This window comes from Niastella sp. sgz303648 (assembly GCF_059587045.1).
The window spans coordinates 51,521-65,112 of record NZ_JCAPSW010000004.1 but is presented as its reverse complement, the minus strand read 5'-3'; the positions used below and the strand labels follow the sequence as shown (position 1 = coordinate 65,112).

Genomic DNA, 13,592 nt, shown 5'->3' with positions numbered 1-13,592 from the left:
GGTCAATGGTCAATAGTGAATAGCTTCCTGATATTTGAACCCATTAATTAATACTGACCTGTTTTCGCTTCCGGAAATAATGTTATAAAATGCGCTTTTATCAACTGGCTCAACAACAATCGTTTGTACTCAGCAGTTCCTCTGGCGTCGCTGATCGGAGAAATTTCGGTTTGGGCAATGGCAATTGCTTCACTGATCACCGAATCATTAACCGTTTTGCCTTTCAGAAAGGCGCTTGCTTTTTCGAGTAGTTTAGGAACCGGCGCCACACCACCGGCAGAAATTTTTGCAGTTGAAATAATATCGCCCTGCATGGTAATGCTCATGGCCGAATTTACACTGGCAATATCGAGGTTGGTGCGTTTGCTTACTTTTTCAAAATTGAAAGTGGTATTTGCGCCGGGCAGTTCGAACCAGATGCTTTCGAGGTACTCACCGGGTTGTTTATCTAATGATTTATAGCCTTTGTACAATTGCCGTAACGGCAGCTCGCGTGTTTGTTCGCCATTCGAGAAAACAACCACAGCATCGAGCGCCAGCAGAAAGATCGTAAAATCGCCGATAGGAGAGGCATTGATCAGGTTACCGCCGATAGTGGCAATATTGCGGATAGGAGTAGATGAAACAAGTTTAATGTGCTCATGCAGATTGGGAAAATATTGTTGCATGATGGGCGATTCGCTCACTGCCGTTACCGTTGCCGAAGCACCGATGATGCACCGGTTACCCTGTTGGATAATCCCTTTCAGTTGCGTATCATCAAATAAAAATCTGATGGATGCCTCTTTCATGGTATCGTGCTTTTGCACATATACATCCGTTCCGCCACCAACCAGTTCCAAAGCGTTTGCTGGATGAAGGCGTCCGTTGAGTTCGGTCTTTAATGAATACAGCCGTTGTTTAATTTCTGCAAACCAGGCGGGCAGTATTTGTTTATCGGTCACAAATGTGGCGGATTCTTCATCGTTCCGTTGCTGCATCAGCTGCGCCACTTTAGCTGCTGCCCGTTCAATGGATTTATAACCGGTACACCGGCAGATGTTTCCATCAATGTGGGCAATGGCATTTTGTGTGGTGGCCGGTTTGCCGCTTAAGCAAAATCCGGCAAGTGATACAACAAAACCGGGCGTGCAAAATCCGCATTGCGTGGCCGATTCATCGTACATAGCCTGCTGAACAGGATTTAATGTTTCCATGTTCAATCCTTCGATGGTCACCACATGTTTGCCGTGCACATTGCCCAATGGCGTTAAACAACTGGTAAGCGAGCGGTATTGTAGTACATTATCATTATTCAGTTCACCCACCAGCATGGTACATGCGCCGCAATCGCCTTCATTACAACCGGTTTTGGTGCCGGTTAAATGCTGGTGATAACGCACAAAGTCGAGCAACACCATACCCGGCGGCAGACTGGTAGCAATATCTTTATTATTTAAAATGAATTTTATCAAAGCGTATCCCGGTTTATTTTAAAGTTAAGATAATTAGGGCAAAAAGCAAGGAGCTGTGCGGTGATGTGAACGAAGTGGCAGTGTTGATTTATTTGAAACCGGCAGATGGTTAACCAAATTTCTGCTTTATTTTATGATTATTATTACAAAGGCCTCAATATCTTTTGCCAGTTTGTAAAACGTTTTTAATTCTGTATATTCTTCCTTCAAACTGCTGAGATTTTGGGGGCGTGTTAACTTATAGATTTTGTCCTGCATTTGTTCGTAATCATAATATTCAGCAAGCATTTCAAATGAAATATGTTGGATGATATCAAAAAACTCCGCTGTTTCTTCATGGTTCAGGTATTGAAATCGGTTATGCTCTTTAATGTTTTCATTAATTTCCCGACCCTTGTAAAGAAAATCATTTCCGGTTGCGCACCTGGAATGTAAATCGGAATGATTTTTTAAATAAAGCATCAGCAGATAATTTAATGTGACATACCCACGGGTACCACTGTGAAAACGGTACGGTGCCGGATTTTTATCGGGATATAAAGAAACTATCTTTTCTGAGTTGTTAATTAATTCTTCCAGCACGGTTTCAGGTGTTCCATCGGGGTTCGCCTGCACCATTTTCAAATGTAACTTCAATAAATCCGGCTTTTGAATTTTGTCGAGGTCTATCGCATAAAAAGGATTAGAATAAGCTTTTTCAAGTACAAACATTGCCTGGTGCGGTATTGCTAAAAGTTCCAAATCAAGTCCCATAAAATAATTGTAAAGAGATGACGATGTTCAAAAATGAAAGACTGTTAAGATAATTGTTATTTTAAAAATCTTTATTCCTTATGCTGTTTTTTCCATCGATTCTTTCAATTTCTTCTACCCAGAATTTTGGCGCGTCGCTGTCGCAACCAAAATCAGGGTATTTACTCAGATATCCCTTTAATCTGTACTGCATACCATAATTATCTGTTCGGTTTGCAAAGAAGTAATCTTTGAAATCAAATTTGCGGCCATCTTCATCAGGATCAATGTCGCGGCCTATCAGAAATTTATATTTTTTTGAGCTTACCCGTTGAACCTGCATATCGTCGTTGTCATCGCCACAGGCATATTGCATATAAACGGCTTCTATGGTAATAAGGTCGTTCGATCGCTGATTTCTTATATACCGGTAAATACCAAATGCTGATGCACCTAATACTACAATGATCAAAAGCGTGATTGCTGTTATTTTAATTATTTTCTTCAGGGTTTTCATAAATTAATTAGTGCGTTTGTTTTTCTCTCTTTCTTTTAACCACCTTACCTGCTCATCAGTATCGGGTACCTTTAATCCCCTTACTTTGGTTATATGCTGAAAAATATCTGCTGTTTTTAGTCCGGCTTCTAAAAGTATACATCCGGCTATTATCGAGGAGCGGCCAATGCCCATGCGGCAATGAATAACAACGGAATGTGCTTCCTGTATTTGTTGAGTGAGCATGGAGATGAATGGCTCCAGCCGGCTGTTCTTTTCAGGAACATTTCTGTCTGCAATAGGAAAATTGATATATGTAATTCCATGCGCTGCACAAAGCTGTGGTTCTTTATTCAAACCAAGTTCAGCGATCTCCTGCGATTCAAGTAAAGAAACGAGTGTATTCACCTGTTGCTTTTTAAGCATGGCAATTGCTTCATCAAGCCATTCGCCTCCACGGGGGCGTGCCATGATGCCGAGTTTGGCGTTATTCTGATATTGATGCAGCCAGTAGATTTTAGTGTACATAGATATATTGAGCAGCTCCAGGCATCGTTTTAATAAACCTTTATCTTTTTCAAAAAAGTAATCCATTCCTTTTCGAGGCAGACAAAGAAGCGCTCCAACACTTTTTTTTCTTCGGGCGAGCAATCCTGACAATGGCTGTTAACCTGGTTTGCATATGTTTTTACAAGAGGGGCGCCATTGTCATTTTCCTCATTGATCTCAATTTCACCTATAACAATGTGGGCCCATGTGGCCAGATCTTTGTCGGAAAATGCGCCCGGCCCCGTGAAATAAGCAGCAAATTCTTCCGGATGGTTTAAAACATATTCATACCCGGCCAATCCAAGTGCTTCGCTAAATGCCCCATCAGCTTTCTTTGCCGAATTGGTAACCACTTTAAAATAAAAGGGCCTTGCCTGTTTGTTTTTGTCTGTTAACTTATCAAGGAAGGAGAGCAATTCTTCATCGTTTGAACTACTGAATTGCCAGTTATTATGAAATACATCCTTCGCTAACTTTGGCGTTGCAGGATCATCAAGATATTTCTTAAAATGCCATCTGTCTTCTGCATGGGAGTCAACTTTCATTGCAAACGTATCTTTTTTATTCCCTTCAGGGTTGGGCACCAGTTCTCTGTTTTCAGGATAGGTTGCTGACTTCGGATTGGTGTTTTTACAGGCACATAAAAATAATAAGCCTGCCTGCAAAAGGATGGAGATATATCTTTTCATAATAAATATCTGTCACGAATATATACGCCATTATTCATCCGTGCAACAGGCTTAAAAGGGCTTATGCCATCATTCAACGGTTACCAACACAAAAGTAGCCTGCCTGTAAATTGGTTGCCAACATTTGGGACGAGCTTTACCAAAATTTGTGGTGGGCTTCGGTAAAACCTGTGGTGAATGGCCTGATCCTTGTGTCAACCTTGTGTCAAACATGTACCTTTCATTGGGAAAAGTAGTATTTTGACACAAGGATCGGGCAAGGATCGCACAAGGATGACGCCAGATTTAAAAAACTACTTCAACAAATTCAAATCCGGCTGCGCATATTTATATACCTTAAAATACAAAGTAGTTTTTGTCTGGTACACGCCTTCGATCTTTGATATCTCGTTCACAAATTCAACCAGGTGGTTGTTGTCGCGGCACATCACATCAACCTCCAGGTCGTAGTCGCCCGATGTCATAGCCAGAAAACTCACTTCTGGCAGCTTTGAAATTTTCTGTGCTACTTTTTCCTTAAAGGTGGCGGGGCGCACAAATACCGCTATATGCGCATAGGCGCGAAAGCCCACTTTGTCGGGATTTACACGGCCTATTATATTAATGGTGCCATCTTCGATCAGCTTGTTTACCCGCGTACGAACGGTACCGATACTTACATTCAGCTTTTCGGCAATAACGGTAAAAGACATCCGCCCGTCATGCTGAAGGCACGACAGAATAGCAAAATCCAGTTCGTCGAGGGGGAAACCGTTTTTCTCCATAGCTTCTGCAAAGATGCAACAAAAATAAAAATATTGCTATTTTTTGGTAGGATACTAAATTAATTTTAATTTACTGGTCTTATTTCTGCAAAAACTGTAGTACGGAGTAAAGAACCAAAGAAGACAAAGAACCGGTAGCGCATAAAGCACGAAATAAATAATGAGAAGCTGAGAAGAACCAAAACAAAAATCTTTTATCATGAAGTACGCGCCTGTTCAAAACTATATAAACGGACATTTTGTAAATGCTTCTACCGAACAAACACTGCCCGTTATATCGCCCATCGATGGAACCCTGCTGTCAACGGTTCCTATGTCGGCTCCCAAAGACCTCGATGCCGCCGTACGATCAGCTAAAATTGTCTTTCCTGCCTGGAGTCATACACCTATTAAAGAACGTGTACAGGTTTTCTTCCGTTATAAATATTTACTCGAAAAACATTTGCAGGAGCTGGCCGCACTGGTTAGTGAGGAGAATGGTAAAACCATGGGCGAAGCCATTGCCGAAATTGAAAAATGTATTGAGCTTACCGAGTTTGCTACCTCATTGCCTCAGCTGGTTACCGGCGAGGTGCTCGAAGTGAGCAAAGGGGTTGAGTGTCGCACCGAACATATTCCGCTGGGCGTGGTGGCCTCTATTGTGCCTTTCAATTTTCCCAGCATGGTGCCTAACTGGACCATCCCCAATGCCATTGCCCTCGGCAATTGCATGATCATAAAACCTTCTGAAAAAGTGCCGTTGAGTGTGGGCAGGTTGGCTATGTTGTTGCGGGAATCCGGATTGCCCGATGGTGTATTTAATGTGGTACATGGCGACAGCGCTATTGTGAATGCCATTTGCGATCATCCCGGCATTCAGGCTGTGTCGTTTGTTGGCAGCACCAAAGTGGCGAAGATCGTTTATCAGCGTGCTACTCATCATTATAAAAGATGCCTGGCCCTCGGCGGCGCTAAAAATCACCTGGTAGTGTTGCCCGATGCCAAACCCGATATGACGGCGCAAAACATTACCGCATCTATGAGTGGCTGCGCAGGTCAGCGTTGTATGGCCGCATCGGCTATGGTGGCGGTTGGTAATGTTGATCACATCATTCAAAAAGTTTGTGAAGAAGCGCAAAAGATCGTTCCCGGTAAAAACCTGGGCGCCGTGATCAGCGCAGCATCAAAAGAAAGAATTGAACGATATATAACTGAAGCCGAAGCGCAGGGCGCCAAAGTGCTGGTCGACGGCCGTCATGCCATTGTACCCGGCAAGGAACAGGGTACTTACGTAGGACCTACCGTTATTGATTATGTGAAACCCGATATGGCTGTGGCGCAGGAAGAAATTTTCGGCCCGGTGATCAGTATCATGCGCACCAACACGATCGACGAAGCGCTGGCCATCGAAAATGCCAATCCTTACGGTAATGCAGCAGCGGTATTTACTCAAAATGGCGGACTGGCGCGCTATGTGATCGACCGTGCCAGCGCCGGAATGATAGGCGTTAATGTGGGTGTGCCCGTACCCCGCGAGCCGTTTTCTTTTGGCGGATGGAACGAAAGCAAATTCGGTGTGGGCGACATTACCGGAAAAAGCTCCATTGAATTCTGGACCAAACTGAAAAAATCTACTGTTAAATGGAACCCCGAAGCGGGTGTGAACTGGATGAGCTGAAAACCAATGTGCAAATTTGAAAATGAGGCCCGTGTAAACATTGCATTATGATTTGTTGGCCTTAGCGCTTCGGAAGATTTAAATGCTTGTGAGCCCGGCATTGGATTTTCATGGCATCGCCTGTTGCGTCGCACACTTCAACGTTCAGAACAATATTCAACAATACCGATTGCTTACCATGTGTGCCACGCTTCAAAGTGTGGCACACTTCATTGCTTAAAAAATTGGCCGGTTGAAATTGTAAATCTGTTGGTGGTTCGAAAGTAGTAGAGATGTCAGAAACTAAAGAACCACAAACTACAAACAACAAACCGAAAACCACTATGTCACAAACAGTAACCATTTCTGAAACGCAGGAAATTATTCAGGACAATATGGATTTCACGCTCTTTTCGTGGAGCAAACAAAAGGGTATTGCTCCCATTGCCGTGAAATATGGCAAGGGCGTTTATTTATACGATTACGACGGCAAACGGTATCTCGATTTCTCCTCGGGCCTCATGAATGTGAATATTGGTCATGGTAACCAACGCATAACACAGGCCGTTATGGAGCAAATGCAACAGGTTAGTTATGTAACACCCGGCTGCGTTACAAAGGTTCGCGGCGAGCTGGGAAAAAAACTGGCGTCAGTCACACCACCAGGTCTGAACAAAACCCTGTTCACCGTTTGCGGGGCCTCTTCGATTGATAATGCCATAAAACTCGCCCGGTTATACACCGGCCGGCATAAGATCATTGCCCGGTATCGTGCTTTTCATGGCGCCAGTTACGGCGCCATGACAGCCGGTGGCGATCCGCGTAAGCTGGCCGCCGATTCGCAGCAGGCGCCCAATATGGTGCATGTAGAGGATCCCTATTGTTACCGTTGCCCCTGGGGCAAGGAAATTACTTCCTGCAGCAGGGAATGCGTAAGCCATATTGAAAGAGTAATTGAATTTGAAGGGCCCGGTAATATTGCCGCTATTTTAATGGAAGGAGAGAGCGGCTCTTCGGGTTGTATTAAATATCCGCCCGATTATTTACAAAAGGTACGCGCCCTGTGCGATAAACACGGCATTCTGCTCATTGCCGATGAAGTTATGAGCGGCTTTGGCCGCACCGGCAAATGGTTTGGTGTAGATTATCATGGCGTGGTGCCCGACATCATTGCCACTGCCAAAGGAATTACTGCAGGTTATCTTCCTCTCGGTGCCCTGATCGTTAGCGATGCCATTGCCGAACACTTTAACGACCGGGTGTTGTGGCTGGGGCTTACCTATTCGGCTCACCCGGTAAGCTGTGCGGCAGCGCTTGAAACATTAAAAATTTATGAAGATGAAAACTTGTTGCAGAATGCCACTGCCATGGGACATTATATTGATGAACAGGTTGAATTGCTGAAACAAAAACATCCCAGCATTGGCGATTTCAGAAATACCGGTTTGCTGGGTTGCATTGAGCTGGTGAAAAACCGTACTACCAAAGAACCGATGGCGCCATTTAATGCAAAGCCCGATGAAATGGTCATCATGAATAAAGTGGCCGCCAAACTGAAAGAGCTGGGCATGTACACCTTTGTTCGCTGGAATTATATTTTCATTGCACCGCCTTTGTGTATCACCAAAGAAGAAGTTGATGAAGGACTGACCATGATCAGTGAGGCGATAAAGATTGCCGATGGTTATGTAGTTTGATTCAAGCCATTAAAATAATAAACGACTTTTGAAATGGATAATGGATCATTATACAGCAAGGATCTCGCTCCCGTTCCGGCATCCAAACGAAGCTGGAACACCTGGAACTATGCGGCGTTATGGATCAGCATGAGCCTGTGCATTCCAACTTATATGCTGGCCAGTTCGCTCATTGGCGGAGGTATGAACTGGTGGCAGGCGATACTAACCATCTTCCTCGGCAATACCATTGTGCTGATACCTATGGTGCTGAACGGTCATGCAGGAGCGAAGTATGGCATTCCTTTCCCCGTGTTTGCAAGGGCCAGCTTTGGGGTGCGTGGCGCCAATATTCCTGCTATACTTCGGGCCATTGTTGCCTGTGGCTGGTTTGGTATTCAAACCTGGATAGGGGGCGCCGCCATTTATCAAATGATCAGGGTGTGGAATCCTTCGCTGCCCGAAATTGATACATCGTCCTTAATTCCGCAGGCTATTCCTATGATTTGCTTCCTGTTGTTCTGGGCGCTTAATATGTTTATTGTTTACCTCGGTGTTGAAAGCATTCGAAAGCTGCTGGTGTTTAAAGCGGTATTTCTGCCGCTGGCGGCACTGGCGTTGTTGTTCTGGGCCATCAGTGCTTCGCATGGACTGGGACCGATATTGAAACAGCCATCTAAATTTATCACAACCTCGCAGTTCTTTGATTTTTTCTTCCCTGCACTAACGGGCATGGTTGGGTTCTGGGCAACCTTATCGCTCAATATTCCTGATTTTACAAGGTATGCCAAAAGTCAGCAGGCGCAAATAAAAGGACAGGCAATAGGATTGCCGCCTTCTATGACAATGTTTGCATTTATAGGTGTGGTAGTTACCTCGGCCACTACTATTATTTATGGCAAAACCATCTGGGACCCTGTTGTACTCGCCGGCCGTTTCGATAGCAAAATACTGGTAAGCGTTGCCATGATTGCCGTGGCCATATCTACACTGGCCACCAATATTGCGGCGAATATTGTTAGTCCGGCCAATGATTTCGCGCACCTCGCCCCATCAAAAATAAGTTTTCGCACCGGAGGATATATAACCGGTATATTGGGGGTGCTGATATTGCCCTGGAAGCTGATTGCCGACCCAACGGGGTATATATTTACCTGGCTGATAGCTTACTCAAGTTTGCTGGGCCCGGTAGGCGGCATTATGATAGCCGATTATTATTTTGTTCGAAAGCAACAGTTAGCTGTAAACGACTTATACAGCCCCAACGGCATTTACAGTTTTTTTAAAGGATATAATTACAAAGCCATTCTTGCTTTACTCGCCGGTATAGTGCCTAACATACCCGGCTTTTTGATCACCATTAAAATAATTCCGGCCAATACTGTGCCGGCATGGATCGCTCATTTATACAACTACGCCTGGTTTGTTGGCTTTTTTATTTCAGCATGTACTTATATGCTGATGATGCGGAACTATAAGCCGCTGGTACCAGATTCAATCACTGCTAAAGAAGAAACATTCCATGTCGCTATTGATTAAAAACGGACGCATCATTACTGCTGATGCGGATTACACAGCCGATATTTTTATTGACAATGAAACGGTGCAAACCATCGGAAAGAACCTGCCGGTAAAAGCCGGTCAGGAAATTGATGCTACGGGTAAGCTGGTGTTTCCCGGTGGTATCGATCCGCATGTACACCTCGATATGCCGTTCATGGGTACCTTTTCGAGCGATAATTATGAAACGGGCACCCGGGCCGCCCTGCATGGCGGCACCACAATGGTGATTGATTTTATTCTGCAAAAACAGGGCAATTCGTTACAGTCGGCGCTCGATGAATGGCGCGGCCGTTCCGATAACAACTGCGTTGGCGATTACAGCTTTCATATGGCTGTAACCGATTTTAACGATAATACCCGTACAGAAATAAAAAAGATGATCGAGCAGGAAGGTATTACTTCCTTCAAAACTTTTATGGCCTATAAGGGGGCATTGATGATCGACGACCGGCAAATGATAGGTCTCATGGAAGAAGTGAAAAAGTATGGCGGTTTGATTAATGTTCATGCTACCAATGGCGATATGATCGATTACCTGATTGCCAAACACCGCGCCGAAAAAAAATTATCTCCCTTATATCATTATCTGTCGCAACCCGAAATTACCGAAGCCGAAGCGTCGGAGCGCTTTGCCGATATGGCTTATTACACCGGCTGTCCCGGGTACATTGTTCATTTAACCTGCGAAGGTGCGCTGAATGCTGTTCGCAATGCTACGCGCCGCAACCAGAAGGTTTTTGTTGAAACCTGTATTCAGTATTTAATTCTCGATGCTTCATTATACGAAAAAGATTTTGAGGGCGCCAAATGGGTAATGAGTCCGCCGTTGCGGCAACCCAAAGACCAGGCTACGCTTTGGGCCGGAATCAACCAGGGACTGGTGCAGGTGGTAGCTACCGATCATTGTCCGTTTAAATGGGAACAGAAGTTAATGGGCAAGGATGATTTTTCAAAAATACCGAACGGGCATCCTGCTATTGAAAATCGTATGGAATTGTTGTACAGCGAAGGCGTGCACAAAGGTAAGATCAGTTTAAACAAATATGTTGAAGTGACCAGTACCAATGCCGCGAAGATATTTGGCATTTTTCCCCGCAAAGGCACCATTGCACCGGGCAGTGATGCCGACATTGTGATATTTGATCCCGCTGAAACACATACGCTTTCGGTAAATACCCATCATATGAATGTCGATTATTCGGCCTACGAAGGCTGGGAAATAACCGGCAAAGTGAAAACAGTGATCCTGCGCGGACAGGTGGCCATCGACAATGGAAAGTGCCTGGTACCAAAGGGGTATGGGCAGTTTATAAAGCGGAATAAGGTGGAAAGCAAAATATAAGTTACAAGGCACAAGGTTCAGAGGGGCTGATCGGGTTGCTAAAAAATGATTAAATTGAACTGAGTGGGGGAGGCTATGGCACGGCTAAAATACTTTGCGCCTTAGCGCCTTTGCGCGAACATAACTACAAACCACAAACAACAAACTAATATGCCCAGAATCATCAAATCAGGATTAATACAAATGAGTTTGCCGAAGACGGAAGGTGAAGGTTCAATTGAAGAGATCAAGGAAGCAATGGTGCAAAAGCACATTCCTTATATAGAGGAGGCCGGCAAAAAGGGCGTGCAGATATTATGTCTGCAGGAGATTTTCAACACACCGTATTTCTGTCCGGGGCAAGACAAAGCCTGGTACGAATCGGCTGAAACTGTGCCCGGTCCTACCACGGAACGAATGGCTGAGTATGCAAAAAAATACAACATGGTGATGATTGTTCCGGTATACGAAAAAGAGCAGGCCGGTGTGTTATACAATACCGCCGCGGTAATTGATGCCGACGGCACTTATCTGGGAAAATATCGAAAAAATCATATTCCACATACATCGGGCTTCTGGGAAAAATTCTTCTTTAAACCGGGAAATCTTGGCTATCCGGTGTTTCAAACGAGGTATGCAAAAGTAGGTGTGTATATCTGTTATGACCGCCATTTTCCTGATGGCGCACGCGTACTGGGATTGAATGGCGCCGAAATAGTATACAATCCGTCTGCAACTGTAGCAGGATTGTCGCAATACCTGTGGAAGCTGGAGCAGCCCGCCCATGCAGCAGCCAATGGTTATTTCATGGGTTGCATCAACCGGGTAGGGCAGGAGAAGCCGTGGAACCTGGGTAAGTTTTATGGTTCCTCGTATTTTGTTGATCCGCGCGGACAAATCTTCGCCATTGCTTCGGAGGATAAAGACGAATTGCTGGTTGCCGAATTTGATCTGGATATGATTGAAGAAGTAAGAAGCGTTTGGCAGTTTTACAGAGACAGACGACCTGAAACGTATGGCAAGCTGGTAGAATTATAATATGCTAATGTGCCAATTTGCTGATGTGCTAATGAGGTTGCTGCGGGATGCATAGGTGTTTAATTATCACATTAGCTAATTAGCAAATTATCACATTAATGAATTTTTAAATTGTTTCGATGTCTATAAAAAGCAACCGGTTAACGGCTGAACAATACGAACAAAACTTCAGCGATATACACCCGCCTTTCGACAGCAGGGAATCGGCGCTGGTGGAGGCCAATCGTTGTTTGTTTTGTTATGATGCACCCTGTACCAAAAGTTGTCCTACCGAAATTAATATACCCAAGTTCATAAAACAAATCAGCACTGATAATGTAAAAGGTTCGGCCCATACCATTTTTATCTCCAACATTATGGGCGCGGGTTGTTCAAGGGTTTGCCCCGTTGAAAAATTATGCGAAGGCGCCTGTGTGTTTAATTTAATGGAAGAACCGCCCATTCCCATTGCCCGCCTGCAGCGCTACGCCACCGAACAGGCCATGGAAAAAAACTGGAAGCTGTTTGAACGAAAACCATCAACAGGAAAAAAAGTAGCGGTGGTAGGGGCCGGCCCGGCCGGATTAAGCTGTGCACATGTGCTGAGCCGTGAAGGCATTGATGTTACTATTTTTGAAAAAGAAAGCAAGGGTGGCGGTTTAATGACCTATGGCATTGCCGCCTACAAGGTTACGCCCCGTTTTTGTGAAGATGAGGTGAACTATATCACTTCGCTCGGAGGCATTGAAATAAAATACAACCAGGAGCTGGGAAAAAATATTTCGCTGGCCGATCTGCAAAAAAAATATGATGCCGTATACCTCGGTTTTGGGGTAGGGCTTGCCCGGCAACTCGATATTCCCGGCGAAGAGCTGGAGGGCGTGGTAGATGCCATAAGCTTTATTTATAACATCCGCTCGGGTGGGTATGCGCATGTTCCTGTGGGTGATAAGGTGGCAGTGATCGGCATGGGTATGACGGCCATCGATGCCGCCACACAGGCAAAACGGCTGGGCGCTAAAGAAGTGACCATTGTATACCGCAGAACACAGTCTGAAATGCCCTGCACCGAAGCCGAACTGGATATTGCGAAGTTAGACGGCTGCCGCATCGTATGGCTGGCTGCGCCGCAGGAAATAATTGGAGATGGCTTGCCCGCCGAAGCTTCTGCGAAGGCGGGTAAGGTCACACATCTGATCTGCCGTGTAATGCAACTCGGCGAACCTGATGCCAGCGGCAGACGATCACCGGTTGAAACTGCAGAAACTTTTACGCTTGAAGTAGATATGGTGATAAAAGCAGCCGGACAAATTCCTTTTGAAGAACTTGTTAGCGATAACCAACTACAACATGCAAAAGGAAAAATTACAACCGGTATCAATGGTACTACTAATATCAATGGCATATTTGCCGGAGGCGATTGTGTAAACGGCGGCAAAGAAGTCGTTGACGCCGTGCAGGCAGGGAAAATAGGGGCAAGGGCTATTATAGAATTTTTGTCGACATTATAGGGATACAGTTTATGGTTTGTAGTTTGAAGTTGCTTCGCGATTTGATTAGGCTCAGTGATTTTGACACCAAAAATTGAATCAAATAGGCCTGGTGAAATATTATTTTGATGCCTGAACCTAAAGAACCAGAAACCAAAAACAATAAACCCGAAACGGGTTTGTATTTCAATTTTCAAATTTGCTA

At 44.7% G+C, this 13,592-nt stretch carries 12 protein-coding genes; 6 read left to right on the top strand and 6 right to left on the bottom strand.

The features are described 5' to 3' along the window. Window positions 1-47 precede the first annotated feature (47 nt). The 6 genes from AC59IL_RS12950 to AC59IL_RS12925 form a co-directional block, all read right to left on the bottom strand. Window positions 48-1,454 carry an FAD binding domain-containing protein gene (locus AC59IL_RS12950; RefSeq protein ID WP_496552561.1) on the bottom strand — a complete coding sequence of 469 codons (1,407 nt, stop codon included), beginning with the start codon at window positions 1,452-1,454 and terminating at the stop codon, window positions 48-50. A gap of 126 nt (window positions 1,455-1,580) precedes the next feature. Continuing rightward, entirely contained in the window at window positions 1,581-2,207 is a 627-nt protein-coding gene (locus AC59IL_RS12945) for a DUF1877 family protein (RefSeq protein ID WP_496552560.1), read from the bottom strand. A 61-nt stretch (window positions 2,208-2,268) separates the two neighbouring features. Beyond that, a complete protein-coding gene (locus AC59IL_RS12940) occupies window positions 2,269-2,703 on the bottom strand; it encodes a hypothetical protein (protein WP_496552559.1) in 435 nt (144 codons plus the stop codon). Window positions 2,704-2,706: 3 nt separating this feature from the next. Then, a complete protein-coding gene (locus tag AC59IL_RS12935) occupies window positions 2,707-3,210 on the bottom strand; it encodes a phosphatase domain-containing putative toxin (protein WP_496552558.1) in 504 nt (167 codons plus the stop codon). Between the two features lie 29 nt (window positions 3,211-3,239). Beyond that, entirely contained in the window at window positions 3,240-3,920 is a 681-nt protein-coding gene (locus tag AC59IL_RS12930) for a hypothetical protein (protein WP_496552557.1), read from the bottom strand. A gap of 293 nt (window positions 3,921-4,213) precedes the next feature. Continuing rightward, window positions 4,214-4,684: an Lrp/AsnC family transcriptional regulator gene (locus tag AC59IL_RS12925; protein ID WP_496552556.1), complete on the bottom strand. Its 471-nt coding sequence runs from the start codon at window positions 4,682-4,684 to the stop codon at window positions 4,214-4,216. A 199-nt stretch (window positions 4,685-4,883) separates the two neighbouring features. On the opposite strand from AC59IL_RS12925, the gene AC59IL_RS12920 reads away from it, so the two are divergent. The 6 genes from AC59IL_RS12920 (at window position 4,884) to AC59IL_RS12895 (ending at window position 13,408) form a co-directional block, all read left to right on the top strand. Then, window positions 4,884-6,341, top strand: coding sequence for a CoA-acylating methylmalonate-semialdehyde dehydrogenase (locus AC59IL_RS12920; protein WP_496552555.1), 1,458 nt, complete (start codon window positions 4,884-4,886; stop codon window positions 6,339-6,341). A gap of 323 nt (window positions 6,342-6,664) precedes the next feature. Beyond that, on the top strand, window positions 6,665-8,017 hold the full coding sequence (locus AC59IL_RS12915; RefSeq protein WP_496552554.1) for an aminotransferase class III-fold pyridoxal phosphate-dependent enzyme: 1,353 nt from the start codon (window positions 6,665-6,667) through the stop codon (window positions 8,015-8,017). 33 nt (window positions 8,018-8,050) lie between these two features. Beyond that, window positions 8,051-9,535: an NCS1 family nucleobase:cation symporter-1 gene (locus AC59IL_RS12910; RefSeq protein ID WP_496552553.1), complete on the top strand. Its 1,485-nt coding sequence runs from the start codon at window positions 8,051-8,053 to the stop codon at window positions 9,533-9,535. Then, window positions 9,519-10,901, top strand: a complete 1,383-nt coding sequence (gene hydA, locus AC59IL_RS12905; protein WP_496552552.1) for a dihydropyrimidinase — start codon at window positions 9,519-9,521, stop codon at window positions 10,899-10,901. The genes AC59IL_RS12910 and hydA overlap by 17 nt, the downstream gene beginning before the upstream one ends. A 150-nt stretch (window positions 10,902-11,051) precedes the next feature. Further along, complete coding sequence (locus tag AC59IL_RS12900; protein WP_496552551.1) at window positions 11,052-11,918, top strand: nitrilase-related carbon-nitrogen hydrolase; 867 nt, start codon at window positions 11,052-11,054, stop codon at window positions 11,916-11,918. A gap of 119 nt (window positions 11,919-12,037) precedes the next feature. After that, window positions 12,038-13,408 carry an NAD(P)-dependent oxidoreductase gene (locus tag AC59IL_RS12895; protein WP_496552550.1) on the top strand — a complete coding sequence of 457 codons (1,371 nt, stop codon included), beginning with the start codon at window positions 12,038-12,040 and terminating at the stop codon, window positions 13,406-13,408. Window positions 13,409-13,592 lie beyond the last annotated feature (184 nt).

Coding starts and splice junctions, on each gene's coding strand:
- AC59IL_RS12945 (WP_496552560.1), bottom strand. CDS start 2,207: ATGGGACTTGATTTGGAACTTTTAGCAATACCGCACCAGGCAATGTTT.
- AC59IL_RS12940 (WP_496552559.1), bottom strand. CDS start 2,703: ATGAAAACCCTGAAGAAAATAATTAAAATAACAGCAATCACGCTTTTG.
- AC59IL_RS12935 (WP_496552558.1), bottom strand. CDS start 3,210: ATGTACACTAAAATCTACTGGCTGCATCAATATCAGAATAACGCCAAA.
- AC59IL_RS12930 (WP_496552557.1), bottom strand. CDS start 3,920: ATGAAAAGATATATCTCCATCCTTTTGCAGGCAGGCTTATTATTTTTA.
- AC59IL_RS12925 (WP_496552556.1), bottom strand. CDS start 4,684: ATGGAGAAAAACGGTTTCCCCCTCGACGAACTGGATTTTGCTATTCTG.
- AC59IL_RS12920 (WP_496552555.1), top strand. CDS start 4,884: ATGAAGTACGCGCCTGTTCAAAACTATATAAACGGACATTTTGTAAAT.
- AC59IL_RS12915 (WP_496552554.1), top strand. CDS start 6,665: ATGTCACAAACAGTAACCATTTCTGAAACGCAGGAAATTATTCAGGAC.
- AC59IL_RS12910 (WP_496552553.1), top strand. CDS start 8,051: ATGGATAATGGATCATTATACAGCAAGGATCTCGCTCCCGTTCCGGCA.
- hydA (WP_496552552.1), top strand. CDS start 9,519: ATGTCGCTATTGATTAAAAACGGACGCATCATTACTGCTGATGCGGAT.
- AC59IL_RS12900 (WP_496552551.1), top strand. CDS start 11,052: ATGCCCAGAATCATCAAATCAGGATTAATACAAATGAGTTTGCCGAAG.
- AC59IL_RS12895 (WP_496552550.1), top strand. CDS start 12,038: ATGTCTATAAAAAGCAACCGGTTAACGGCTGAACAATACGAACAAAAC.